Consider the following 23,442-nt stretch of genomic DNA (forward strand, 5'->3'; position numbering starts at 1 on the left):
TCATTCCCGCGAAGGCGATTTAGCAAAATCGTGTCGAATGGACCGGGAATCCATGGTTACCACAAGATATAGACTGTTGATTCGTAATAATCCTGGATTCCCGCCTTCGCGGGAATGACAAAAATGCAGGAATAATAGAAATCATGTAAAATAAATGCCTATGAATAAATATAAATTAGTTTTAGTTAGACACGGCGAAAGCCAATGGAATAAAGAGAATAGGTTTGCGGGTTGGGTTGATGTGGATTTGAGTGAGAAGGGTGTAGGTGAAGCCCATTCTGCTGGTAAAGCCCTGAAAGAAGCCGGTTTCACTTTTGATTTGTCGTTTACTTCATTTTTGAAAAGAGCCAATAGGACTTTGGATATTATTCTCGGGGAAATGGGTGAGAGTAATATTGAAATCCGTAAATCTTGGAAATTGAATGAGCGTCATTACGGTTCTCTTCAGGGTTTGAATAAGTCTGAGATGGCTACAAAATATGGTGAAGCCCAAGTTAAACTTTGGCGAAGAGGTTATGATACGGTTATTCCACCTTTGACCAAGGATAGTGAAATGTACCCAGGTAGAGACCCTCTTTACAAAGATCTCAAAGAATCAGAGATCCCTTTGTCAGAAAATTTGAAGATGGTTGTAGAGAGGGTTGTGCCATATTGGCAAGAATCCATAGTTCCTGAGATAAAGGGTGGTCACAAGATTATCATTGCCGCTTCTGGTAATAGTTTACGTGCGCTTATGAAGCATATAGAAGGTATTTCTGATGAGGAGATTACTGGTATTGATGTGCCAACGGGTATCCCTTTGGTCTATGAATTGGATGAAAATTTGAAGGTCATTAGCAAGAAGTATTTGGCTGATGAGGAGAAGCTCAAAGTTGCCATAGAAGCAGTTGCAAATCAAGGTAAGGCAAAATAGTGGAATTAAATTCTTTTTTGTGTCCTAATTTTTAACCAAATTACATCACACCATAAAAGTACGGTTTTACGGCATTATTGCGATATAGGTTTTGACGAGTAGTCAACTTGGTGAGGGAAAGTAGTTTGCCCTTGAAGTGGTATTAAAATTCTTTCTGCGGGAGTTAACCAACCTGCATTAATAACATGGCAAAGCCAGTTCCTCCTCAGGTTCCACCACAGGTGCCTCCTCAGGCATAATGTGTAGTGAAATCCCCGTAACGGGGATTTTTCTATAATGGATATTTCCTTTGTTATTCATGCGAGCATTCTCATATGTAAAACACTGTAAAACACCTTTCCATACGCACAAAAGCCCGCCTGAGCGGGCTCCTGTGCCATAATGTTCACATGGTTAGAAGAAAGATTCCGAAAGTATAAAGGTGGGATCCTGACCGGCGGGGAGCCAGTGTTGTGCGGATTCCTTGTTGATTAGTTAAGGATCTTCTTCATAACGTGAACTGCATACATTGTCTTATTAAATTTAGATTAAATCAAGAGGTATCGGTGCAGAAAAAAGTTGATAACGTGGGGACAGTGAGTATTTTTCTGGGGATAGTGAATCAGGTGATGGATTTTTAATTGTAGGAAGGGTAAGTGGTGACATTTTTCTTTTTAAGATAAGTTAATTTTTTGTTATGAGTCGTGAATTTTTGGTTTGGTACGGGCTTTGATGTTTTGATGTAGACGCGGGCCGTCGTATGATCTGTCTTGATTTGAAAATACCCCCCTCCCCGGGGAGGGGGGTGGTGTCGTCGTTTGTAGATCTGATACCCCGGGGTATCAAGAAGAAGATTAGGATTACTACCAGAGTACGAACCTCTAAAAAGGTGTTGCAATTAGCCTGCAAACTTTGTTACGTTTAGAACGAGAATTCACCGCGGAGTATTTGACAGATATAATAAGTCATGCTATTCTGTAGTAAGAGTACACGTTGATTGAAACATCAGCATCAATAATTAAATACGATAGATTCTATATGCTAAACGCTAATGAAATCACAGAGCTCTTTAAGAGGTTAGAAAGAAAACATGGTGTCTATGATCCAGAATTCGATAAGAAAATTGAAGACGGTATATTAACAGGCGACATCCTTGGTCCTGAACAGCTTCGTAATTTTTCGGACGAATTTGATATTCCAGTTGATATAATCCGAACATTCTCTTTAGAACAGTTTGGGCTACTGATGGCGGAATCTTGTGATGGTGTTCAGCTTTCATTCGAAGCCGAACAAGAAATCCTCGATCAATTGGTTGAAGTAGAAAAAGCAGGTGGATTAGCTGCTTATTTAAAACAAAAGACAAAGAAGAAACAATGTCCAAGCCAGCAGCTTCTTCCCAGTACAAGACGTCGTTAGACTGTTTAATTCAAAAAACGCACAACCTTTGGGTATGTGCGTTTTCCTTTTTTTGATTTGATAATCCCGCCACCCTTTACTGCAAGAAAGCTTTTCTTCCAGGGTAAACAGCTTTTTTACCGAGAGTTTCTTCAATGCGAAGAAGTTGATTGTATTTGGCATTACGATCTGATCTTGAGAGAGAACCAGTCTTGATCTGACCAACTCCTGTACCGACAGCGAAATCAGCAATAGTAGAATCTTCGGTTTCGCCAGAACGGTGAGAGATGATAGAAGTGTAATTTGCTTTTTTGGCTAGAGTTATTGCATCGATAGTCTCAGAAACTGTTCCGATCTGATTTAACTTGATCAAGATTGAATTGGCAATATTTTTTTCTATGCCCATACCAAGTCTTTCAATATTTGTAACGAATAGATCGTCACCAACCAACTGAATCTTTGAACCAAGTTTTTCCGTCATGAGTTTGTAACCATTCCAATCATCTTCTGCTAGACCATCTTCAATAGAAATAATAGGGTATTTGCTGACAAGTTCTTCATACCAAGCAACCATTTCTTCTGAGGTAAGAGTTTTGTTGTCGCGGGCTAGTACATATTTACCATCCTTGTAGAGTTCAGTAGCGGCCACATCCATAGCGATAGCAATCTCTTTACCGGGTTTGTAACCAGCGGTATTGATAGCTTCCATAATCATGACTAGAGCAGCTTCATTGGATGCTAGAGATGGAGCAAAACCTCCTTCGTCGCCGACTGTTGTTCCTAGATTGTTCTTGTGTAAGATCTTTCTCAAAGCGTGGAAGATCTCATCGCCAGCTCTCAAAGCTTCTTTGAAAGAAGTGAAGCCGACTGGTACAACCATGAATTCTTGGACATCGGCTGCATTCTCAGCGTGTTTGCCGCCATTTACAATATTCATCATTGGTACAGGTAACTGAACAGGATTTTTGATCTTGGCTATTTTATTGAAATAGACGAACAGAGGCTTTCCCATACTTTCTGCTGAAGCGCGAGCAAAAGCCATGGAGACACCTAGAATAGCGTTTGCACCAAGTTTGCCTTTGTTGGCTGTGCCATCTAGAGCTATGAGCTTGTCATCCAACTTTCTTTGATCTAGATCTTTGCCTTTGATAGCTTTTAAAATAATCGTATTGACGTTATCTACTGCTTTTGTCACTCCTTTGCCGTCATATCTCTTTGGATCGTTGTCGCGTAATTCTACAGCTTCGTGACTGCCTGTTGATGCACCTGATGGTACAGCAGCTCGTCCGAATGAACCGTCGCTGAGTGTTAAGTCTACTTCAATTGTAGGATTGCCTCGTGAATCCAAAATTTCTCGTGCCTGAACTGATTTGATCTTTGCCATGAATGGTTTCTGAATGATTATTGTATTAATAAGGGTGATTATATAGAAAAAAAGGCTTTATGTCATCTGCACTCGCGTTGTCATTCCCACGAAGGCGATTTAGCAAAATCGTGTCGAATGGACCGGGAATCCAGTGTGTTACCACTTAGTATGCTGACTTTTAGTTCGTAATAATCCTGGATTCCCGCCTTCGCGGGAATGACAACAACAGGAATGACAAAAATTATTTTGTATCCTTAATAGTCAGCACCGGATATAGTGCCACAAGTGATATTATTCCTATAACAATGAACATATATTGAGTATCCAAGAATGTAAGACCTATTATCATGATGAGTGGAGCAAGAAAATATGAGAGTGGGCGAGTGATACGGAATGAGCCCAAGACGGCAGTATCTCTAACAGAAACTGTTTTGAAGAAATAAGTTTCCATCATAATTTCAGCAGCGGCAGCTCCTATACGAGTAACCAATAGTAATATAGACCAAATCAAAACACTTTTGATTGTAAAAAACGATAGACATATTGTTGATATTCCCATTATTGCAAAACCAATAGCCATTATCTCTTTTTCACCATATTTTTTGTCAGCCAATTTTCCTAGAGGATATTGGATAAGAGGGAATGGTATGAGCATTATGACTAAAATTATCCCTATCTCTTCCCAATTGAAACCAATATTTTTGTTTAGATAAATAGTACTGTAAACGACCATCCAAGAATAGAATGTCTGAAGGATAATGTTGGCGTAGAACAATTTCATCCAGTTCTTATTTGAAGATATGTGTTTAACCAATTGCCAAGGCGAAAGATGCATGTAATTTGGATCATGGAAACGTGGAAAATTGCGGTATATGAGATAGAGAAGAGGGAAAAGCATTGCCAGAGCAGCTACGTAAGTATTGCGATAGTTATTTGTACCATTGATGAGCATACTACCTATGAGTGGACCTATAACCCAAGAAGCGTTGAGAGTAGCAGAGTATAATCCTCTGACTGTGCCGACCGATGAACCGTCAGTATAAACTTCTAAGAATATATCCAGACAAAGACCAATTAGAGAAGAGATCGCCATTTGAATGACGAATAGAATTATCAAAGTCTGCGTTGATGTAGTTGAGATGAGTCCGTAAAACAATCCTATTTGTATGCAAACCAATAGCATAGTTGTCGTATAATTTCCTAGACGACGGATGATATGCGGAGCCAATAGGAAACCGAGAATAGAAACCGCAGAACCTATCATGTAGATGAGGCTTACTAGTTGTCCATCGGCAAATACACTCAAGAAACTTGAGTTTGAATACATGGGTATGACCATGTGCAGAGTGAAGATGAAGCCGATGACAGCGACCGTGTAGATTATATGAGAACGAGGTCTATGGATTGTCATGTGTTTCTAATATTATAACAGGAGTAAGTTAAATTTGGTACGATATTGCACCAATTTAATAATAATGTTAGATTACATGAACTATGAAGAAAGATATACATCCAAAGAACTACCGCCAAGTTATTTTCGCCGACAATTCAAGTGGCGCTAAATTCCTCGTATCTTCTACTATTGAAACAAAAGAAACCCAAAAGTGGACAGATGGTAAAGATTACCCAGTTCATTTCGTTGAAATTTCTAGTGCTTCACATCCTTTCTATACCAAAGAAGAGAAGATTATTGATACCGCTGGTCGTGTTGAGAAATTCAAGACTCGCCAATCCAAAGCCAGTTCAAAGAAAGCTTAGGCTCACACCGCACTTCAAAGTGCGGTTTTGCGTTATTCCACTATGAATATTGAACAATATAAAACCAATCCTAAAACGGCCTTTCTAGCAGGTCAGTATGAAAAATTATTGAAAGATGAAAAGGAGATGCAGACTATGGCAGAAAAGGATCCTTCTCTGAAAGAATTGGCCGAAGGCGATCTCGCTTCTATTCGTGAACAAAAGAAAAATCTTGAAGAACAGATGACTGCTATTTTGGAAGGTGACAAAGAAGAAGATGAAAAGCCAAATGAAGTCATTCTAGAAGTCCGTGCTGGTGCTGGTGGTGACGAAGCGGCTCTCTTTGCTGCTGAACTTTTGAATATGTACAAAAGATATGCTGAGACAAAAGGTTGGTCTGCAAAATTAACTGAAAAATCAGAGAATGATGTTGGTGGTTACAAGGATGCTTGTCTTGAGATAAAAGGCAAAGGTGTTTATGAAGATTTACGTTGGGAGACCGGTGTTCACCGTGTTCAGCGTGTTCCAGAAACAGAAAAGATGGGACGTATTCACACATCTACGGCATCAGTTGCTATTATGCCTATTCGTAAAAAATTCAAATATCAGCTAAATATGGCTGATGTTGAAATGGAATTCTCTCGTGCTGGTGGTAAAGGTGGTCAAAATGTTAATAAGGTTGAATCAGCTGTGAGAGTTATTCACAGACCGACTGGTATTGATGTACGTTCTACTGTCGAGCGTAGTCAAGGTGCAAATAGGGAAAAAGCTTTACAATTACTTACGTCAAAACTTGAAGCTTTGAAAGAAGAAGAAGAGGCCAAGAAATTTTCGGCACATCGTAAGGGTCAGATCGGTACAGGTGATCGCTCCGAAAAGATTCGTACTTACAATTATCCTCAAGATCGTGTGACTGATCATCGTATCAAACAGTCATGGCACAATCTCCCACTTATTTTGTTAGGTAAATTTGGTCCCATCACCGAAGCCTTGAAAGAATTTGAGAAGACAGGGAAGGTGGGGAATGAGGATGAGGAATAATTGGGTTGGGATGATGTAAAAGAAAAACCGTTGGCAGAAGTCAACGGTTTTTTGTGAGTTGTAGATTTAACAGGGTATTGGATCTTGTTCTAACGGTCTCGATTAATCCAATTTGAATTCACCGGAGATGTCGAGTGTGACCGCCTCACCTTCGCCGAATTGGTCCCAAAGATGTCGGTTAGCGATATGGGTCACGATAGAAGCGACTTCGTTGAATTCAAGCGGAGTCTTTTCAACGATGCTGTAAACTTCATTTCGAAGATCGTGGAGATCCCAGAAGAATCCCATTTTGAGCATACGAAAAGCAATCTTAGCTTCACGTTCGTTTGGTTCAGAATCGTAATGATGACCTCTGAGTTCACAGCTATGGAGGATTTCTGGGATAAGGAACCTGTTGAAGAATCCCAATAATTCCTCGCGTGGACAGCCGATACGCTGTGCATTCTTGGTTATACGTTGAGCAAACTCGCTCGGTCGGAGGTCGATACCTTGACGGCCGATTTTGAACTTCAGGATAATGAGGGCTTTCTTGCCGACTTCATGTGCACTGAGTTTTATCATACTAACCTTTCTTTTTGTTTGTTTTGTGCTGATGCTCTAGGAATCATCCTAGAACCAATACCGGCGACGCACTTATGCCGGTACAAGTAATTTATCATATTACACAATAGAAGTCAATATGTTGTCCAATTGTAGTAAACGTCAACCCCGCCATTAAGGCGGGGTTAGTGGGAAATCCCAAATTATGCTAAAAGTTTACCAAATCTGACTTCGAAGTCAAATTTTATCATTGGTGCCCCCGGCAGGAATTGAACCTACATCAAACGCTTAGGACGCGTCTATTCTATCCGTTGAACTACGAGGGCATTGAATTTTTTCTTTATCTCATTTATGAGACTTATAAGTAGTTTAAAGTATTGCGCACCTTTTGCAACTCTAATACGGCACATGCCAAATTTGAGTTTACCTATTTTTTGTCCATGGACAATTTCAATTTTTCCTATTCGTTCTGGTTTTATATCTAAAATGTTTGACCAAAACAAGATTGCTTCTCTTTTACTGATTCCATTATAGAGTCTCAAGTTGATCTTTAATTGTTCTTTTGCAATACCTATATCTTGTAAACAAGAGACGAAGACTTTGATAAGTTGCGGATCAGAATTAATTAGATTTAACTCTTTTTTCGTTCCTTCACCCCAGTAAATACCTATAAGAAGACAAAGTCTTTGTTCAAGAGATAACGGATTACCAATTAATTCTTGTGCTTTAGCATCAGCTTCATCCCAAGCTTTTTTAGCTCGTTTTTTACTTCCACCTTGTTTGGTCTTTAATATTGATATGTATTTTGAAGGAATAGGGACATTTTTGATATATTTAAATACAGTACTGGAGCCTCTCTTTGTAATCCGTCTTATTTCAGGAAGACTGTGTCCCGTTTTACGTAACGAAATAATTGAATCTATTTCTGATTGTGTAATCGGTATTCCATTCATTGGTTTATGATATTAAATTATATTAATGACGTACACTTCCGTCGGGAAAATAAATCTGTTATAGTGTTCCCATGACCCCAGAAGAGAAGTCATTATTGGAGCGCACATACAAAATGGCCGAGGAGAACAATCACATTCTCCGCGGTATTCGTAGATCCAATCGCTATGGTATAGCGGCAAAGATTTTCTATTGGGTAGTCATTATAGGTATTACTTTCGGTGCATTCTATTATTTACAACCGTATTTAAATTCAATGGTTAATCTCATTGAACAAGCACAGAAGGCAGTACAAAGTGTAAATGGTACAGTTAGTCAGGCACAGAATATTTTTGGTTCTGTAACTGGTTCAACAACGAAGAAATAGGATCTTTTAGAGGAGATACAGTAAAAATACCAACGCCAAGGTAGCTCAGTTGGTAGAGCATTCCCCTGAAGAGGGAAGGGTCACCAGTTCGATCCTGGTCCTTGGCACTACTTCATAGCATTGGCTTGACTGATAGTCATCCATGTGCTATACTATTACTAGTCAATTGAGTCTACGAAAATTATGTCGTAGGTTCATAGAGTTAGTTCTTCGTAATATAACCCATTCAGAAAGACAGATTATGACTAAAATTGTGAAAGGTAAGAAACGGAAAGCTCCACGTCGCAAACACGTTGGTTACGTGGAAAGTCCTCTCGATCGAAAAGTTGAAGATGGTGTGGCGGAGCGTATGCTTGGAAGTCTTGGAGGTATAAAATGGCTAATCTATAGAGACGGCGTGGTGGACTGGGAACAGTCTGGGTACGCATAGGTAAAGAAGTGGTTACCTAAAAACACCACTCAAAATTTCCCCGCGATCTGAAATATGGTCGCGGTTTTTTTACTCTCCAAATTAAAGTCCCAAACTTGAACCATCCAAAAGTCCTGAGTAGGTACTCATGAAGTAAGGTGCGATCATGACAACAGCAATAAGCGGTAAGACAAAGACTATAATAGTTCCTATCATTGACCAGAGAAAATATTTTCTAGTTTTTTCTGCTGAAATATAGATTTGTTCCAGAAGATTGCGTTGCTCACGAAGCTCTTTTGTTAGTTCTTCATTATTCATGCAAGAATTATAGCATATCCGTATACAGCTTCGCCGTTCGGTTATGCTGACCAAACGGCGAATATTTAGCGTGCCTGCCTAAAGGTGCTAATTTTAAGCTGTAGGGAAGATACTTCTGGATTATATGGTCATGATTTTGTAAGTTGTTAAGTTATGTCGACACATAACTACAACTAGGTTATCAAACCGAGTTAAAATCCTGATTAAGAAAGGTTAAAGAAATGATTAAGAAATTTTGCTTACCCTTAGAGTGTGACTTATAGCAATTTCAGATTTTCTGGAGTATCCATGATATAACCTCTTCCAGCAATGTTTGCTATGAGATTTGGCTTGTTACCTGTATTTATTTTCTTACGGAGATTGGTTATATGAGCCTCTACTGTATTTGAAAAAGGGTTATTATCGGCTGTCCAGACATGTTCCATAAGCATGGCTCTAGATAAGACAATACCGATATTTTTCATGAAATATTCCAATAGACCAAATTCTTTACGAGTTGGATGTATTCTCCTATTTCCTCGCCTTACAATATTTTTTTCAGAGTCTAATTCTAAATCGTGAACACGGAGTATATGATTCTTTACTATGACAGGACGGCGGGATAGGGCTTTTAGTCGTGCAGATAATTCTTGTAGTGAAAAAGGCTTTTGTAAATAATCGTCAGCACCACTTTCAAAAGCCATCATTTTTGTTTCAATACCTCCGTCTATTGTCAAAAACAGGATAGGCGTTGTCTTTCCAGCACTTCTGATCTCTCTACATATAGTGAGTCCGTCTTTCTTTGGTAAAGAATTGTCCAAAATTATAGCATCGTATTCAAAACTTCTAGCCAAGAATGAACCGTCGGCACCGTTATCTGTTAATTCAACAGTATTATTTTGGGCCATTAAATCGTTTTTGACGGTCTTGGCTAACTGCTGATCATCTTCAACAATGAGTAGCTTCATGTTGGCGTAAGTATGCGGAATCTTTGGTAAATATGCAAGTCCCGTTATGTCATTCCCGCGAAGGCGGGAATCCATGTCAGACCACAAATAAACTTTTCTTGGTAATATCCTGGATTCCCGCCTTCGCGGGAATGACACAAGAGGACCAACGGATTTGACTTAACCCCGCGATTTTGTTACCTTATGTCTACATATGGATATCAAAAAAAGCATCGAATCAATGTTTGCCTCTGGGGCGCATTTTGGTCTAGGTAAATCAAGGAGACACCCAACTCTTTCGTCATATATTTTCGGTACAAAAAATGGCACAGATATCTTTGATTTAGAAAAGACTCAGGTTTTTGTGGGAAAGGCTAAGGATTTCGTGGCTACATTGGCCAAAGAAGGCAAGACTATCTTGTACGTCGGAGGCAAGAAAGAAGCTTCTGCTAGTATCAGGATTGCTGCCGGTCTACAAAACATGCCTTACGTAGATGGAAGATGGATTGGTGGTACTATCAGCAATTTTCCTCAGATCAGAAAGCGTATAGATCGTTATGAGAGACTTATCAGTGACCGTGAGAAAGGTGAACTTGCAAAATACACAAAGCGTGAGCGTATGCTCATAGACAAAGAGATCGCTTCTTTGGAAAAGATGTTCCTAGGCATTGTCTCTTTGAAGAAGATCCCTGATGCTCTGTTCGTCATTGATCCACGTCACGAAAAGAATGCCGTCAAAGAAGCTGCCGATTTCAATATTCCAGTTATCGCTCTTTGTGGTTCAGATTGTGATATTTCCAAGATTAACTATCCTATGATTGGAAACGATGGTTCAAAGGTTAGTATCCAACATTTTGTAGACGAGATTTCAAAGGCATACCAAGCTGGCAAAGTAGCAAAAGTTTAAGCTAGGCGTCTATTTTCTGTCCGAATATAAAACGATTATATGATAAGTCCATTTTTCCTATTCTGGAAACAAGATGAAAAGTCAGATTCCGGCGGTAAATCGGAAAGTTTTGAACCAAAAGTTATCAAGCAACAGAGTTTACCAATAGAAGAGATTAAAACAAAAAAGACCATGGCTACAAAGACAATTACAGTTGAAACTATCAAAGAGCTTCGTGATCAGACAGGTATTTCTATCATGCAGTGTAAAAAAGCTCTAGAAGAGGCTGGTGGCGATTCTGCCAAGGCTTTGGTTATTTTGCGTAATAAGAGTGGTGAATTGGCCGCAAAGAAAAGTGATCGTATTTTCCATTCAGGAACAATCCAAGCTTACATCCATTCCAATGGCATGGTTGGTACTATTGTAGAGTTGCTTTGTGAATCCGATTTCGTTTCCAATACAAATGAATTCAAAGCTCTAGCACGCGATATTGCTATGCATGTAACTGCTACAAACCCTCGTTTTCTCTCAAAGGATGATATTACCGAAGCTGACAAGCAAACCGCTATGTCCGTATTTGAAAAGGAAGTCGCTGGCAAGCCAGAAGCTGTCAAAGCCAAGATTCTAGAAGGAAAGATGAATTCATATTTTTCAGAAATGGTTCTTATGGATCAACCTTTCATCAAGAATCCCGAGCTGACTGTTCAAGGATTGGTCAACAATGCTGTCCAAAAGTTCGGTGAGAAGATGGCAGTAGGTAAGTTCAAGAGGTTCAAGGTTCTAGAGGGTTAAAGTTCTAGAGAGCCAAAAACTCATGTATACATTGATAATAATATTTTATATATCATTCATAGGTATCATAACGATGGTTCTACTCAAACGTTATGAAATGAAGACCGGCAAACCTACGGTTGTCTCCAACTTGGGTCGTTCAATAGATCACATATTGTCCTCTATTTTTGCTGAGATTAAAAAGTTTGTTTCGTACCTCAATAGGAAGACGATGATTGCAATATTTCATCTTGTGGCTTATCATATTCTACTCAGGATTAGGAAGATCTATGTTGAGATCAAACATCAGACTCTTTTGAATCCTCATGGCAAGAAATTGATAGATGCTGTAAGAGGACGTGGGGAAGTCAAGAATCATGGTGCATCGTTTTATTTGAGAAGGATTTCGGATAAGTAAAAGTCGGTTTTATATTTTAAATTTCGTTTAAATTCGCCATCTTAGCTGTTTTGGTAGGTATGAGCGGGTGGGTCGTAAGGAGTAAGTGTCCAAAGAAAATTAAATTCGCCATCTTAGCTGTTTTGGTAGGTATGAACGGGTGGATCATGAGAAGTTAGTGTTCAAAGAAAATTAAATTCGCCATCTTAGCTCAGTTGGTAGAGCAACACTTTTGTAAAGTGAAGGTCCTCGGTTCGAATCCGAGAGATGGCTCCTTAGGAATACTCAGAGATAGTGATTATTAGTGTTAAGTATAATTTTTATGATTAGAAAATGCACAGGTTGTGGTGTTGTTTTGTCGCAGAGATATAAAATAAAATATTGTTCGAATAAATGCCAAGCTGATTTTCAATACAAACTTTTCATTAATAATTGGAAGGATGGTCTTGAAGATGGTGTTATTGGCAAGGACGTTAAATCATTATCAAGACATCTGCGTCGTTATTTAGCAGATAAAAACGGGGAGAGGTGCTTTTATTGTGGGTGGAATGAAAAACATCCAATAACTGGTAAGGTCACTTTAGAAATTGATCATATTGATGGTAATGCTGAAAACAATGAAGAAGGTAATTTACGTTTGTTGTGTCCAAATTGTCATTCATTAACACCTTATTTTAGGAATCTTAATAGAGGTAATGGGAGGAAGTGGAGAATGGATAAGTATAAAAAACAAGTAGCAACCCAGCCCATTTTCTGATAAAGTTATCCTTATATGGAAAACGATAAAAAGGGTCACCTACATCCCATAACTCAAATAGTTCGTGAGATTTTTTCAATATTTAGAGATTTAGGTTTTGAAATAGCAGACGGACCAGAATTGGAAGATGAATTCCATAACTTTGATGCTTTGAATGTTCCGAAAGATCACCCGGCTCGAGATATGCAAGATACGTTTTGGATCAAGGATGCTCCAGATGCAGACAAAAAGAGAGTTCTACGTACTCACACCTCTTCGGTTCAGATTAGGTACATGGAGAAACATAAACCACCAGTACGTATTATTATCCCTGGTAAAGTTTTTCGTAATGAAGCTACCGATGCTACGCACGAAGCTCAATTTTTCCAGATAGAAGCTCTCTATGTAGACAAAAATGTTTCCATGGCGCATTTGAAAGGAACTTTGGAAAATATGTTCAAGAAATTATTTGGCGATGACGTAGAGATACGATTCCGTCCAAGTTTCTTTCCATTTACCGAACCTAGTGTTGAAGTAGATATGAAATGGAAAGGTAAATGGTTGGAAATGGGTGGTGCAGGTCTCGTACAAAAGAATGTTTTTGAAGCTGTTGGTGTAGATCCAAATGAATGGCAAGGATTTGCTTTTGGTTTTGGTTTGGACCGTCTTGTTATGCTCAAGTTTGGTATTGATGATGTCCGTTTTCTTTATAATGGAGATCTAAGATTGGTAAATCAATTTTAATTTTATGAAACTCGGGACATATCAACATTCAAAAACTGGCAATCTCTACAAGGTTCATTTTGTAGCCAAACATTCTGAAACTTTGGAAGATATGGTTTGTTACGAAGCACTTTATGAAAATGATAAGTCCAAGTTTTGGGTAAGACCGATAGAGACGTTCAATGGCGAAGTAGAAATAAAAGGCGAGAAAGTTCCTAGATTTAAATTTATAAAATAATATGAAAGTCTCACGAAATTGGTTACAAACATATTTTGATAAAGAAATTCCAACAGCAGAGAAGTTGGATGAGCTTTTTACTTTCCATGCTTTTGAAGTTGAAGGAGTAGAGACTTTGACTGGGCCTGGTATCGCTAAACCCGATTCTATTCTTGACGTGAAGATTCTTCCAGACCGTGCTCATTATGATCTTTGTCACAATGGTATCGCTAGAGAAATTTCAGTCCTGACCGGTTTACCTATGAAAAATCGCTTTGCTGAAGAGCTCAAAGTTACTAGCAAAGAGAAGCCTTCCGTAAAAATCATTTCCGGAGGTGAAGCCTTCGGAAGCCTCGCTTCCGGAAAGCAGTTTTGTCGTCGTTATACGGCTAGAACTATTGAATTGGGTAGTTCAAAAGCGGTAGGAACATCCCCTGTATGGCTCAAAAATGCTCTAGAATCAATAGGACAACGCTCTATCAACTCTATCGTGGATATTACAAATTACGTCATGTATGACATTGGTCAACCATTGCATGCTTTTGATGCCGATAAGGTCAAAGGTGGTATTACTATTCGTCCAGCCAAAGATAGTGAAAAAATAACTTTGCTTGATGGTAGAGAGATCATTTTGACTTCTGTTGATAATGTTATCGCCGATGAAGAAGGTCCTCTTGTCATCGCTGGCGCAAAAGGTGGTAGACGCGCAGAAATCGGTGAGTCAACAAAAAAGATAATTATAGAATCTGCCAATTTTGATCCAACTATGGTTCGTCGCACTGCTACGAAATATGATATTCGTAGCGATTCTTCAAAGAGATTTGAAAATGAAATAACTGCTGAGCTCGCTATGAATGGTATGAATAATGTTTCAGCTCTTATTTTAGAAATGATTCCTGATGCAAAATTCGGTCCTGTTGTTGATGGATATCCAGTAGAACAAACACCGACTGTTATAGATTTTGATCCAGCTTATTTGAAAGAACGTCTAGGAGTAGATGTTCCATTGGATGAAGCAAAAAGTATTTTGGAAAGAATGGGGATCGTGGTTTCTGTCATTCCCGCGAAGGCGGGAATCCAGGATATGACCAAGGAATCTGTATCTAGTGGTAATACACTGGATTCCCGCCGAAGTTTATCCTCGGAGAGGACGGTAAATGACACAGAACAATGGATTCTTACCATTCCTTTTGAACGCCTAGACCTTATCATTAAAGAAGATATTGTAGAAGAGGTAGGACGTGTCTACGGTTATGATAAGGTCAAAGGAATACTTCCACCTTTACAAAAAGATGAATCAAATAAAAAGGTCTCAGAAATTTTGCCGTTATTCTATGTTTCAGAGAAAATAAAGAGTACCTTGGTTGAACTAGGTTTCTCTGAAGTTAGCCTTTACGCTTTGGTTGAAAAAGGTGATATAGAAATCGCTAAACCTTTGGCCAAAGATAAAGGTTTTGCTCGCAACAATCTTTCAGGTGGAATGATGGCTTGTGTAGAAAAAAATGCTCTCAATGCAGACCTCCTCGGCCTTGAAGTTGTGAAAGTCTTTGAGGTTGGACATGTTTTCACAGACAAATCAGAACAAGTTCATTTATCTATTGGTGTTGCACAAATAAAAAAGGTAAAAGGTTTGAAAGCAGAAAATATTATTACGGAAGCGATCAAAAAGATTGAAGAAAAATTGATGGTCAGTATAAGTGGTAAGACGGTGAATGGTAAAACTGGTAACTACAGTGTTTTTGAAATTGATCTAGAATCTATCGTCAAATCTTTCCAATCACCTATTTTATTTGAAGCTTTGAATTTCACCCCAGCTTCTACAAATCGTTACAAGAAATTCTCGTTATATCCATTCATCGTTCGCGATGTTGCGGTCTTCGTACCAGAATCGGTTGAAAGTGAAAAAGTTTGGAATGTTATAGAAAAGGGTATTGCAGAAGCTGGTGCCAATGATCTGCTCGCACGTCATTCTTTGTTTGATACATTCAAAAAAGAAGGAAAAGTCTCTTACGCTTTCCGTATGATTTTCCAATCTAAAGAGAGGACTCTTACCGATGAAGAAGTAAATAAGACTATGGAGGTTATTTATTCTGGCTTGAAAGGGGAAGGTTGGGAGGTTAGGTAAGCTCTATTTTGGTATGTGATGAAAATGGTCTATTTTAGGCCCATTTGGGGTTGTTTTTAGGGTATTTGACATTTACAATATAGATGTGATATAATACACAAGTAACAAGATATTCAGCTGTACCTTTGGTCAGATATGAAGATTTCTTGTAAGAGTAGAAAAGCACAAATGGAGGACATTTAAAATGAAAAACACGAATAATGTATCTGTTTTATTGAAACAGATACGGGTGGTTGAAGGGTATGTCGATTATTTCGGAAGCTACAAGGGCGATTTGGCAGATGGTTATATTGTAATAGCTGTTGCCAATACCGAAGCTGGGGACTTGGCAGATAAGCAGGTCAGCAGTTTCAATGAGGTCTGCGGTCCGTGTAAAATCGAAGATATTGATGGATACCCATCGTTCGCCATGGAACTTGTTAATCAAAAAGCTCTTATCTCAGACGAAGTCGTCGCCGGTATCGAATTTGTTGAAGGTACTTGGAAGATAATAGCTTGGTGCTTCAAGAAAGACTGGGATCGAGTCAGTAACGAGATTCGTAACAAGTCTCAATCTATGAGGAAGGCTATTGAGAGTCATAATGCCGCTGTCAGTCACCCAACAAACGGTAATGGCAACGGAAAACATCCTCAAAGCAATCAACAACCAAGGCCGCTTGTGATGCCTAAAAAGCACAAGGAGGAACGCCCACCAAAACTCAGTAGTTTTGCTAGCTTGGACCGTCAGCTATTTCCAGAGAGCACGGTCAATAGTTCTGGGAACTAACAAAAAATCCCTAATCAAGCCCCGTAGGTATGGAGTATCACGGGGCTTTTTTGTTGGAAGAAAATGATAAAATAAGTAACAATATTAATTTTATGCCCACCACCTACATTCTTCTCTGTTCCGATTCAACTTTTTATATTGGAAGTACCAACGATCTAGAAAAACGTTTACATCAGCATAACCACGCAAAATCTGGCGCTCATTACACCAAGATTCGTAGACCAGTAAGACTTGTTTGGAGTGAGGAACATCCGACTTTGGCAGAAGCTCGAGCTAGAGAGGTGGTGTTGAAAAGACTGACGAGAAAGGAGAAGGAGGAATTAATTAAGAGTTAGAAAAATATTCTGACACAAAAATCTATTCATGAGAACTTGTGCGATTAAATATTTTTGATAAAATTGTAGCAACAGACGGTAAGTTTTTCTCGGATTACAAGACTTTTTCTACAACTAAATAGTCGCGACGTCATCTAGTCGTCGTTATGTTCGCTGATTCGTTCAGGAAGTGGCTGAATAATTCCTTGGACAAGGAATAAAGCATACCCGAAAAGCGATGGGGCATAATAGGGTAGTATTGAGGCTTAAAATTACAGAGGTATTGTCCACAAGCGGGTGTAAATAAACTGAAACACCCCATATCTATAAACCGGAGAGCGCTAACTCTCGAGGCTAGTTTTTTCCGAGGATATGTAGAGCAAGTGGCGTTGGTTGGTCGCCAGCTCACGCGTATTTATCTGGATAGGACCAGATAGCGTCAAAAATAAAAGCTGAAGCAACCCCTCAATGTGCGAGTGAACCCGAATCTCGCCTTCCTGAATGAGTCAGAGAACTATAGTCTTATTAGATTTAAATCTCTATAAATGATATCTTCAAAACAATCAGAAATTATTCCTTTAGAAGTTATAGGTCAACGAATTTTAATTATTCGTGGCGTTAAAGTTATGCTAGATGCTGATCTTGCGGAATTGTATCAAGTAAGCACTAAACGCCTAAATGAACAAGTTAAAAGAAACAGTAGTAGATTTCCAGAAGATTTTATGTTTCAGCTTACAGAATTAGAAAGAAATGAGGTGGTCGCAAATTGCGACCACCTCACAAAGCTTAAATTTTCATATCAACTTCCCTATGCTTTTACTGAACATGGTGTCGTGATGCTTTCGGCAGTACTTAATAGTGGACGTGCTGTTGAAGTGAGTATATTTATTGCTCGTGCTTTTATTAAGATTCGCGAGATGTTAGCTATAAATAAGGAATTTGCTCATAAAGTTGAGGAATTAGAGAGGGAGCAATATAAACAAGGCGGATATATAGTTGAAATACAAGATATTTTGAGACTTCTAATTGAAGAACCTGTTAAACCTAAAGATCCTATAGGTTTTAAGATTGTTTAATTGTATAAAATAGGTGGTCGCAAATTGCGACTACCTTGTGAGTAGTTTAAGTGTTTTTAACCGGTCGCAAATTGCGACCGGTTCCAGCATCAAATCGTCCTTTGCTTATCACGTATTTTCCACTATTTTACACGTGCATATTGCTTATTTTTCTGCTATACTTTGGGGGTAAAAGCTTGAAGCTTTTTTGTTTTAATAATCTATTACTTAGACGATAAATGGCCGAAAATACCAAGGGAAAGAAACATGAATATGATGCCTCATCTATTACCGTACTAGAAGGCCTAGAACCAGTCCGCAAGCGTCCCGGCATGTACATTGGTACAACTGGACCAGATGGTCTCCATCACCTCGTTACAGAGATTTTTGATAACTCCCGAGACGAAGCCATGAACGGTTTTGCCAATGATATTGAAGTTGCCCTATTACCAGGCGATCGTGTTCGAGTTGTAGACAATGGTCGCGGTATTCCTGTGGACATGCACAAACAAACCAAAGTCTCTGCTTTGGAGACTATTATGACCGTTTTGCATGCTGGAGGTAAGTTCGGTGGAGATGATTACAAAGTCTCTGGAGGTCTGCACGGTGTAGGCGCATCAGTCGTCAACGCTCTTTCTACATACATGAGAGTCCTTGTTCACAAGGATGGTAAGGACGGTGGTATTTACATGCAAGAGTATTCCAAAGGCAAACGTAAAGCTGCGGTCAAGAAAGTTGGTTCAACAAAGCTTCATGGAACTATCGTAACCTTTGAACCAGATCCAGAGATTTTCAAAGAAGGTATCAAATTTGAATGGAATCGTATTGTTACTCATATGCGCCAGCAAGCATACCTCGTAAAGAGTCTTCGTATTAGTGTTATAGATGCTCGCGATCAGATTGCTACTTTTGGTCAAGACGAAGAGCTTTTCTATATTCGTGATACCGGCGTAGAAGCCCCTTCGTACACATTCTTTTTTGAAGGAGGTCTTATTTCTCTTATTAAATTCAACAACCAATTACTCAAACCTGGTCACAAAAACATCTTTTATGTTGAGAAAAAAGCTGAAGGTGTAGAGTCTGTAGAAGTTGCACTCCAATATGCTGATGATGTTTCTTCTCGTGTTTTGGGATTTGCAAATAATATTCATACTCCAGAAGGTGGTACGCACATCACAGGTTTCAAGACGGCTCTTACTCGTACTCTCAATACTTATGCCAAGAACAACAATCTTTCAAAAAATGGCGAAGAAACTTTCACTGGTGATGATGCTCTAGAAGGTCTCACAGCTGTTGTCTCGGTCAAATTACGAGAGATTCAATTTGAAGGTCAGACAAAAGCTAAGCTAGGAAGTATGGAAGCTCAAAGTGCAGTTGCTACGGTTTTCGGAGAAGCTTTCTCCGCTTTCTTGGAAGAGAATCCAGAAGACGCCCGTTCCATTGTGAACAAAGTTATCCTGGCTATGAAAGCCAGAAAAGCTGCCAAGGCCGCAAAGGATTCCGTATTACGTAAAGGTGCCCTAGAAGGTATGACTCTTCCTGGAAAACTTGCAGATTGTCAGTCCAATAGTCCTGCAGAATCCGAACTCTTCATTGTGGAGGGAGATTCCGCTGGAGGCACAGCCAAGCAAGGTCGTGATCGTCGTACTCAGGCTATTTTGCCGTTAAGAGGAAAGATTTTAAATATTGAACGTGCTCGTCTGGATCGTATGTTGGGTTCGGAGCAGATCAAAAATCTAGTCTTAGCTTTTGGTACTGCTATCGGTGATACTTTTGATATATCACGTTTGCGTTATCACAAGATCATCCTTGCAACTGATGCCGATGTGGACGGTGCTCACATTCGCACACTCATTCTTACTTTGTTATACAGATATTTCCGACCACTCATAGACAATGGCTATGTCTACATTGCTCAACCACCTTTGTTCAAAGTCAAAATAGGAAAAGAGAATTTTTATATTCAAGATCAACCAGCTCTAGGTAAGTTCATGGCAGAACGTGGACTCAAGAGCGAGCAAGCTATTGAACTAGAATCTTTGGAAGAGGGAATACGTGCAAACAATGATGCCGAATCTCGTGAAGAATTACTAGAAGCTGCCGAAGCTCCCGCTGATGGTTCGACAAGCTCACCACAAGATGGTTCTGCAGACTCGCCAAAAGGAAAGGGCGCCAAAGCAGTTACTGGTTCCAATGCAAAGGTCTCCATACAACGTTATAAGGGTCTCGGAGAGATGAACTCAGATGAACTTTGGGAAACCACTATGGACCCAGGTCGTCGTATTATGAAGCAGGTTAGGATTGATGATGCTCAAGATGCAGACAAAGTCTTTGACATGCTCATGGGTGATGATGTTCCTGCTAGAAAGTCCTTTATCCAATCAAACGCAAAGTTGGCAAATCTGGATATTTAATATTGGTTCGACAGGCTCACCATAAGATGGTTGACATACTCATCAATCGGAGTAACCTTCTAGTTAAAAGAAAGGAGGTGCTTTATGGCATCATTCAGTGAATTAGTTGAGCTCTTTGAAAAAGGAGAATTAGGAAAATTGTTGGCCAGCACCTTCAATGGTGAATGTGGCCCAGTGTATCGTTGCAATGAAGATCCTGAGCTTTTGGTTAAATTTAGTATTGGACAAGAAGCTCCTCAGGTTGATTTGTTGCGCATGGCTATTGAAAAATATTACATGAGAATGGGTTACTTCTTGGTTTTCAATGCGGTTCACAATCCAAACCAACTTGAATTTTTTGTATTTTTTCAATCAAAAGGGAGAGGATCGGTTAATGTTACTATTACCATTAATAACCATCCTACTCCGGTCATTGGTCAAGGTTACGCTATTTTGTGTTCCAGTTTACGAGTTACTAGCAAAATCTTCGAACCCTGATATTGCTCGCAGTAACTCTCATAGTCCCGATGTTAATCCTCGGGACTTTTTTTACGCCGTCTTAACTTTCAATTTGGATTTTCTCTTTTTATCTAACTTAGGTAATTTCAAAATCAAAAGGCCATGCTTTTCTATAGCTTCAGCTTCGTCCACATCAATCTCAACGGGTAGAGTGACCGTTCTGGAGAAAGAACCCCAATATAATTCTCTAGTGAAAAAATCATCATCACTGGCGATTTGTTCTTCTTCACGTTTGCCACGGATAGTTACAAGGTCACGAGTTATAGAAATATCCAGATCTTCTGGTCTAACGCCAGCAATCATAGACTTGATGACGATCATCTCTGGAGTTTGGTATACATCAACAGTCAATTCGCCCTCTTGTTCAGTCTCTTTGTCTGTCCATGAAGTATCTTCATCGTCGTCTTTGCGTAGTTTTGCAGATAGGGAAGATTCGCTATCGTCTTTTTGTAAGCGAACTGATCCGGTGAGCCTTTCAAAGAATGAGGGTTTATCTTTTGACATGGTTATTATAAAAAAGTTCTAAAGTTACCTGTTGATTATATCAAGATAATTTGGGTTTGACTACTTTTATCTCTTCAAACAAGATCATGAGAATAACAACTGCTCCCCAAACCCATGTGAAAGCCTTCAAAGTTTCAGTGGCAGTACCGTTAATTATAGACAAATTGAAAGCGGCATGCAATGTTATAGCTGCGGATAAGCCGACGATAATAGCGATTGCTTTTGCAACATATCCTTTGTAAAAAACATAACCCAAACCAAATCCTACTACTGCTGAACTGACTATGTGTACAAGAGTTGCACCCATAAATCTCATATTGCCAGTGATTATACTTTGAGCGATTTCTCCTCCGGTCAATGGTTGGAGTAAAAAGAAAGTGTTTTCTAAAGCTGCGAACCCTAAGGCTACAACTATGCAATAAACCATGGCGTCTATCGGTTCGTCATTGTAATCAGCGTTCAGTGCTATTACTGCTACTGCAATGAATTTGAATATTTCTTCAATTCCAGCCCAAAGAGTGTATTGAAGTGATGAATTGAGATGGAGATTTGCAATATATTGTTCGGCAAAAATTGCGGCAATAACTGCTAATGTGCCACCTAGAAAAGTTGCTGTTAGAAGTCCACGCGGTTCAGGGTTTGCATCTTCACGAATCCAAAACCAAATCCAAATTAGTGAAGGGAGAAGTCCTGCCAAAAGGGCATAAACGAGAGTTGTAAAAGACATGCGTATATTATAAAGGAATTGAAAGGAATGACCAAGGAAAAATGGGTATAAAAAAGGGAGAAGCCACACAGCTTCTCCCCATCTTATTTTCGCGGCACACAATTTCGCGAAAATAAGATTTGACACCATTATAACACCCCTCTTGACAAATGTCCAGTTATTTGATAGTAATAGGGAAGATTCAAACTTTGAAATAGAACCGCAAAAAGACTGTGTTCTTGGAAGAATACGTCTGTTTAGCGGTATTTCAACAAAAAAGAAAGACAAAAAATGAAAAAAGTAATGCTAGCGTTGTCGGTTATTGGTCTGTTATCAGTAAATCTGATGGCAGAGACTCAGCCTTCTGTGGGAAATCCTACGGTTGGTGATTCTGTAAGTACGGCGCCTAACGTTAAATCAATTGGTGCGCCTCCACGTTTCAATAGTTTGGTTAAGACACCCATCTCTTCGTTGGGTGGCACGATTGGGAATGTGACCGTAACCCCAGTTTTGGGACCTACGATGTCATCGGTATCATGGTCTTCGTTTGCTACCAAGTTGGTGGCGGACGCACGTAACCGGTCGGTGAAATTGTCACCAACGGTAATCACTGACCCGACAGATTATACAGTTTGTTATGGTAAGGTTAGCTGGTCAAACTTAATCTATTCTACGTCCAGCGCGATGTGGGGTGGCAAGTTAAATCCAGCGTCGCCGTTCCAGAATGAAAAGGGGCAAATAGTGTCCCAGCTGGTTCAAGCGGAATCAGTCAGTGGAGATAATACGATCTCTATGTCAATGCTCAGTGTAAGCTGTGAGTCGTCTGATGGTGGCAATATCTTGGGAGACCAAATATTGTTCATTCCGGCAGATTACAGCTCATTAGCTATTGGTATCCGGTCTGACGGTACAGTGATTACAAGTGGTCGTAGCGATCAAAAAGTCGCTCGAATTATCTTGATTACTTCAATGAAGCTATTCAATGGAGGTGCGAATCAAGCCGGCCTTGATCAAGTAGAGAATTGGGTAGCTGGTAAGGGTAACTTTACCATCACCTATTCAGCCCAAATCATTGGTGATGCTGGCTCCACTGCGTTTGCTCCAGTGAGCATTCTTGGTTACAGCAACGTTAGGCCGTTGGTTAGTATCAATCGTCAGTCCGGAGTCATCTCTGTAACTGGTGGCGAAAATCGTTATTATTCCATCATGACTACCACCGATCTTAACGGGTCGTCGTGGCAGTCGGCTGGCTCAGTCTATGGGAATGGAAACATCCCAATGACCTTTACCGGAAACCGTAAGTTTTTCCGCGCTGTGGCCCAGTAAGGCACAGAAAATAGTACATTCATGCAGAAATCCCCTCAAGACCTCAGGTCCTGGGGGATTTT

27 protein-coding genes and 3 tRNA genes are annotated in these 23,442 nt (G+C 39.6%); 21 read left to right on the top strand and 9 right to left on the bottom strand.

The features are described from left to right. Positions 1 to 160: 160 nt before the first annotated feature. Together gpmA and WCS89_00635 are read left to right on the top strand one after the other, a co-directional pair. Positions 161 to 913 carry a 2,3-diphosphoglycerate-dependent phosphoglycerate mutase gene (gpmA, locus tag WCS89_00630; protein ID MFA6553997.1) on the top strand — a complete coding sequence of 251 codons (753 nt, stop codon included), beginning with the start codon at positions 161 to 163 and terminating at the stop codon, positions 911 to 913. Positions 914 to 1,930: 1,017 nt separating this feature from the next. Further along, positions 1,931 to 2,308 carry a hypothetical protein gene (locus tag WCS89_00635; protein ID MFA6553998.1) on the top strand — a complete coding sequence of 126 codons (378 nt, stop codon included), beginning with the start codon at positions 1,931 to 1,933 and terminating at the stop codon, positions 2,306 to 2,308. A 76-nt stretch (positions 2,309 to 2,384) separates the two neighbouring features. Here WCS89_00635 and eno read toward each other — a convergent pair whose 3' ends face one another. Both eno and WCS89_00645 read right to left on the bottom strand, forming a co-directional pair. Beyond that, positions 2,385 to 3,671 carry a phosphopyruvate hydratase gene (gene eno / locus WCS89_00640; GenBank protein ID MFA6553999.1) on the bottom strand — a complete coding sequence of 429 codons (1,287 nt, stop codon included), beginning with the start codon at positions 3,669 to 3,671 and terminating at the stop codon, positions 2,385 to 2,387. Positions 3,672 to 3,894: 223 nt separating this feature from the next. Next, positions 3,895 to 5,064: an MFS transporter gene (locus tag WCS89_00645; protein MFA6554000.1), complete on the bottom strand. Its 1,170-nt coding sequence runs from the start codon at positions 5,062 to 5,064 to the stop codon at positions 3,895 to 3,897. Between the two features lie 83 nt (positions 5,065 to 5,147). On the opposite strand from WCS89_00645, the gene WCS89_00650 reads away from it, so the two are divergent. Beyond that, entirely contained in the window at positions 5,148 to 5,411 is a 264-nt protein-coding gene (locus tag WCS89_00650; protein MFA6554001.1) for a type B 50S ribosomal protein L31, read from the top strand. Positions 5,412 to 5,453: 42 nt separating this feature from the next. After that, positions 5,454 to 6,431: a PCRF domain-containing protein gene (locus WCS89_00655; protein ID MFA6554002.1), complete on the top strand. Its 978-nt coding sequence runs from the start codon at positions 5,454 to 5,456 to the stop codon at positions 6,429 to 6,431. 102 nt (positions 6,432 to 6,533) lie between these two features. Here WCS89_00655 and WCS89_00660 read toward each other — a convergent pair whose 3' ends face one another. The 3 genes from WCS89_00660 to WCS89_00670 form a co-directional block, all read right to left on the bottom strand. Next, positions 6,534 to 6,992 carry a hypothetical protein gene (locus WCS89_00660; GenBank protein MFA6554003.1) on the bottom strand — a complete coding sequence of 153 codons (459 nt, stop codon included), beginning with the start codon at positions 6,990 to 6,992 and terminating at the stop codon, positions 6,534 to 6,536. 230 nt (positions 6,993 to 7,222) lie between these two features. Further along, a tRNA-Arg gene (locus tag WCS89_00665) sits at positions 7,223 to 7,297 on the bottom strand. Then, positions 7,271 to 7,924, bottom strand: a complete 654-nt coding sequence (locus tag WCS89_00670) for a hypothetical protein (protein ID MFA6554004.1) — start codon at positions 7,922 to 7,924, stop codon at positions 7,271 to 7,273. Before WCS89_00670 ends, WCS89_00665 begins: the two co-directional genes overlap by 27 nt. 71 nt (positions 7,925 to 7,995) lie before the next feature. On the opposite strand from WCS89_00670, the gene WCS89_00675 reads away from it, so the two are divergent. From WCS89_00675 to WCS89_00685, 3 genes are all read left to right on the top strand, one after another. Then, positions 7,996 to 8,289, top strand: a complete 294-nt coding sequence (locus tag WCS89_00675; protein MFA6554005.1) for a hypothetical protein — start codon at positions 7,996 to 7,998, stop codon at positions 8,287 to 8,289. A gap of 34 nt (positions 8,290 to 8,323) precedes the next feature. After that, positions 8,324 to 8,396 (top strand) — tRNA-Phe (locus WCS89_00680). 134 nt (positions 8,397 to 8,530) lie between these two features. Next, positions 8,531 to 8,719: a hypothetical protein gene (locus WCS89_00685; protein MFA6554006.1), complete on the top strand. Its 189-nt coding sequence runs from the start codon at positions 8,531 to 8,533 to the stop codon at positions 8,717 to 8,719. An 81-nt stretch (positions 8,720 to 8,800) separates the two neighbouring features. On the opposite strand, the gene WCS89_00690 is transcribed toward WCS89_00685, so the two are convergent. Both WCS89_00690 and WCS89_00695 read right to left on the bottom strand, forming a co-directional pair. Further along, positions 8,801 to 9,016 carry a hypothetical protein gene (locus WCS89_00690; protein ID MFA6554007.1) on the bottom strand — a complete coding sequence of 72 codons (216 nt, stop codon included), beginning with the start codon at positions 9,014 to 9,016 and terminating at the stop codon, positions 8,801 to 8,803. A gap of 257 nt (positions 9,017 to 9,273) precedes the next feature. Continuing rightward, entirely contained in the window at positions 9,274 to 10,038 is a 765-nt protein-coding gene (locus WCS89_00695) for a response regulator transcription factor (GenBank protein MFA6554008.1), read from the bottom strand. A 118-nt stretch (positions 10,039 to 10,156) separates the two neighbouring features. Here WCS89_00695 and rpsB point away from each other — a divergent pair, with 118 nt between their 5' ends. The 13 genes from rpsB to WCS89_00760 all read left to right on the top strand — a co-directional run bounded on the left by rpsB (position 10,157) and on the right by WCS89_00760 (position 20,823). Further along, positions 10,157 to 10,849: a 30S ribosomal protein S2 gene (gene rpsB / locus WCS89_00700; GenBank protein MFA6554009.1), complete on the top strand. Its 693-nt coding sequence runs from the start codon at positions 10,157 to 10,159 to the stop codon at positions 10,847 to 10,849. Between the two features lie 39 nt (positions 10,850 to 10,888). Further along, the gene (gene tsf / locus WCS89_00705; GenBank protein ID MFA6554010.1) at positions 10,889 to 11,620 is read left to right on the top strand and encodes an elongation factor Ts; all 732 of its coding nucleotides are present in this window, start codon (positions 10,889 to 10,891) and stop codon (positions 11,618 to 11,620) included. A 22-nt stretch (positions 11,621 to 11,642) separates the two neighbouring features. Continuing rightward, positions 11,643 to 12,017 carry a hypothetical protein gene (locus tag WCS89_00710; GenBank protein MFA6554011.1) on the top strand — a complete coding sequence of 125 codons (375 nt, stop codon included), beginning with the start codon at positions 11,643 to 11,645 and terminating at the stop codon, positions 12,015 to 12,017. 179 nt (positions 12,018 to 12,196) lie between these two features. Further along, positions 12,197 to 12,269 (top strand) — tRNA-Thr (locus tag WCS89_00715). 49 nt (positions 12,270 to 12,318) lie between these two features. Then, a complete protein-coding gene (locus tag WCS89_00720; GenBank protein MFA6554012.1) occupies positions 12,319 to 12,753 on the top strand; it encodes an HNH endonuclease signature motif containing protein in 435 nt (144 codons plus the stop codon). 15 nt (positions 12,754 to 12,768) lie between these two features. Then, positions 12,769 to 13,476 carry a phenylalanine--tRNA ligase subunit alpha gene (pheS, locus tag WCS89_00725; GenBank protein MFA6554013.1) on the top strand — a complete coding sequence of 236 codons (708 nt, stop codon included), beginning with the start codon at positions 12,769 to 12,771 and terminating at the stop codon, positions 13,474 to 13,476. 4 nt (positions 13,477 to 13,480) lie between these two features. Then, the gene (locus tag WCS89_00730) at positions 13,481 to 13,693 is read left to right on the top strand and encodes a DUF1653 domain-containing protein (GenBank protein ID MFA6554014.1); all 213 of its coding nucleotides are present in this window, start codon (positions 13,481 to 13,483) and stop codon (positions 13,691 to 13,693) included. A gap of 1 nt (position 13,694) precedes the next feature. Beyond that, positions 13,695 to 15,797: a phenylalanine--tRNA ligase subunit beta gene (locus tag WCS89_00735; GenBank protein ID MFA6554015.1), complete on the top strand. Its 2,103-nt coding sequence runs from the start codon at positions 13,695 to 13,697 to the stop codon at positions 15,795 to 15,797. Between the two features lie 184 nt (positions 15,798 to 15,981). Next, a complete protein-coding gene (locus WCS89_00740) occupies positions 15,982 to 16,563 on the top strand; it encodes a hypothetical protein (protein MFA6554016.1) in 582 nt (193 codons plus the stop codon). 92 nt (positions 16,564 to 16,655) lie between these two features. Beyond that, entirely contained in the window at positions 16,656 to 16,898 is a 243-nt protein-coding gene (locus WCS89_00745; protein ID MFA6554017.1) for a GIY-YIG nuclease family protein, read from the top strand. Positions 16,899 to 17,422: 524 nt separating this feature from the next. Next, positions 17,423 to 17,953: an ORF6N domain-containing protein gene (locus tag WCS89_00750; protein ID MFA6554018.1), complete on the top strand. Its 531-nt coding sequence runs from the start codon at positions 17,423 to 17,425 to the stop codon at positions 17,951 to 17,953. Positions 17,954 to 18,171: 218 nt separating this feature from the next. Next, a complete protein-coding gene (locus tag WCS89_00755) occupies positions 18,172 to 20,346 on the top strand; it encodes a DNA topoisomerase subunit B (GenBank protein ID MFA6554019.1) in 2,175 nt (724 codons plus the stop codon). Between the two features lie 84 nt (positions 20,347 to 20,430). Then, the gene (locus WCS89_00760) at positions 20,431 to 20,823 is read left to right on the top strand and encodes a hypothetical protein (protein ID MFA6554020.1); all 393 of its coding nucleotides are present in this window, start codon (positions 20,431 to 20,433) and stop codon (positions 20,821 to 20,823) included. A 51-nt stretch (positions 20,824 to 20,874) separates the two neighbouring features. On the opposite strand, the gene WCS89_00765 is transcribed toward WCS89_00760, so the two are convergent. Next, positions 20,875 to 21,348, bottom strand: a complete 474-nt coding sequence (locus tag WCS89_00765) for an Hsp20/alpha crystallin family protein (protein ID MFA6554021.1) — start codon at positions 21,346 to 21,348, stop codon at positions 20,875 to 20,877. A gap of 40 nt (positions 21,349 to 21,388) precedes the next feature. Beyond that, positions 21,389 to 22,075, bottom strand: coding sequence for a PrsW family glutamic-type intramembrane protease (locus WCS89_00770; GenBank protein MFA6554022.1), 687 nt, complete (start codon positions 22,073 to 22,075; stop codon positions 21,389 to 21,391). A gap of 270 nt (positions 22,076 to 22,345) precedes the next feature. Between WCS89_00770 and WCS89_00775 the strand changes: the two genes are divergently transcribed. After that, a complete protein-coding gene (locus WCS89_00775; GenBank protein MFA6554023.1) occupies positions 22,346 to 23,380 on the top strand; it encodes a hypothetical protein in 1,035 nt (344 codons plus the stop codon). Positions 23,381 to 23,442 lie beyond the last annotated feature (62 nt).

It is taken from the genome of Candidatus Paceibacterota bacterium, from assembly GCA_041666915.1.
In the GTDB taxonomy this organism is placed as follows: domain Bacteria; phylum Patescibacteriota; class Minisyncoccia; order Phycocordibacterales; family PALSA-1337; genus C7867-002.

Excerpts from the sequence above, each read along its gene's own strand:
- pheS (MFA6554013.1), top strand. The coding sequence starts at position 12,769 with ATGGAAAACGATAAAAAGGGTCACCTACATCCCATAACTCAAATAGTT.
- WCS89_00770 (MFA6554022.1), bottom strand. The coding sequence starts at position 22,075 with ATGTCTTTTACAACTCTCGTTTATGCCCTTTTGGCAGGACTTCTCCCT.
- WCS89_00635 (MFA6553998.1), top strand. The coding sequence starts at position 1,931 with ATGCTAAACGCTAATGAAATCACAGAGCTCTTTAAGAGGTTAGAAAGA.
- WCS89_00655 (MFA6554002.1), top strand. The coding sequence starts at position 5,454 with ATGAATATTGAACAATATAAAACCAATCCTAAAACGGCCTTTCTAGCA.
- WCS89_00690 (MFA6554007.1), bottom strand. The coding sequence starts at position 9,016 with ATGAATAATGAAGAACTAACAAAAGAGCTTCGTGAGCAACGCAATCTT.
- WCS89_00720 (MFA6554012.1), top strand. The coding sequence starts at position 12,319 with ATGATTAGAAAATGCACAGGTTGTGGTGTTGTTTTGTCGCAGAGATAT.
- WCS89_00645 (MFA6554000.1), bottom strand. The coding sequence starts at position 5,064 with ATGACAATCCATAGACCTCGTTCTCATATAATCTACACGGTCGCTGTC.
- WCS89_00685 (MFA6554006.1), top strand. The coding sequence starts at position 8,531 with ATGACTAAAATTGTGAAAGGTAAGAAACGGAAAGCTCCACGTCGCAAA.
- WCS89_00650 (MFA6554001.1), top strand. The coding sequence starts at position 5,148 with ATGAAGAAAGATATACATCCAAAGAACTACCGCCAAGTTATTTTCGCC.
- WCS89_00675 (MFA6554005.1), top strand. The coding sequence starts at position 7,996 with ATGACCCCAGAAGAGAAGTCATTATTGGAGCGCACATACAAAATGGCC.
- eno (MFA6553999.1), bottom strand. The coding sequence starts at position 3,671 with ATGGCAAAGATCAAATCAGTTCAGGCACGAGAAATTTTGGATTCACGA.
- WCS89_00740 (MFA6554016.1), top strand. The coding sequence starts at position 15,982 with ATGAAAAACACGAATAATGTATCTGTTTTATTGAAACAGATACGGGTG.
- WCS89_00760 (MFA6554020.1), top strand. The coding sequence starts at position 20,431 with ATGGCATCATTCAGTGAATTAGTTGAGCTCTTTGAAAAAGGAGAATTA.
- WCS89_00755 (MFA6554019.1), top strand. The coding sequence starts at position 18,172 with ATGGCCGAAAATACCAAGGGAAAGAAACATGAATATGATGCCTCATCT.
- WCS89_00750 (MFA6554018.1), top strand. The coding sequence starts at position 17,423 with ATGATATCTTCAAAACAATCAGAAATTATTCCTTTAGAAGTTATAGGT.
- gpmA (MFA6553997.1), top strand. The coding sequence starts at position 161 with ATGAATAAATATAAATTAGTTTTAGTTAGACACGGCGAAAGCCAATGG.
- rpsB (MFA6554009.1), top strand. The coding sequence starts at position 10,157 with ATGGATATCAAAAAAAGCATCGAATCAATGTTTGCCTCTGGGGCGCAT.
- WCS89_00775 (MFA6554023.1), top strand. The coding sequence starts at position 22,346 with ATGAAAAAAGTAATGCTAGCGTTGTCGGTTATTGGTCTGTTATCAGTA.
- tsf (MFA6554010.1), top strand. The coding sequence starts at position 10,889 with ATGATAAGTCCATTTTTCCTATTCTGGAAACAAGATGAAAAGTCAGAT.
- WCS89_00765 (MFA6554021.1), bottom strand. The coding sequence starts at position 21,348 with ATGTCAAAAGATAAACCCTCATTCTTTGAAAGGCTCACCGGATCAGTT.
- WCS89_00670 (MFA6554004.1), bottom strand. The coding sequence starts at position 7,924 with ATGAATGGAATACCGATTACACAATCAGAAATAGATTCAATTATTTCG.
- WCS89_00730 (MFA6554014.1), top strand. The coding sequence starts at position 13,481 with ATGAAACTCGGGACATATCAACATTCAAAAACTGGCAATCTCTACAAG.
- WCS89_00695 (MFA6554008.1), bottom strand. The coding sequence starts at position 10,038 with ATGGATTCCCGCCTTCGCGGGAATGACATAACGGGACTTGCATATTTA.
- WCS89_00745 (MFA6554017.1), top strand. The coding sequence starts at position 16,656 with ATGCCCACCACCTACATTCTTCTCTGTTCCGATTCAACTTTTTATATT.
- WCS89_00710 (MFA6554011.1), top strand. The coding sequence starts at position 11,643 with ATGTATACATTGATAATAATATTTTATATATCATTCATAGGTATCATA.
- WCS89_00735 (MFA6554015.1), top strand. The coding sequence starts at position 13,695 with ATGAAAGTCTCACGAAATTGGTTACAAACATATTTTGATAAAGAAATT.
- WCS89_00660 (MFA6554003.1), bottom strand. The coding sequence starts at position 6,992 with ATGATAAAACTCAGTGCACATGAAGTCGGCAAGAAAGCCCTCATTATC.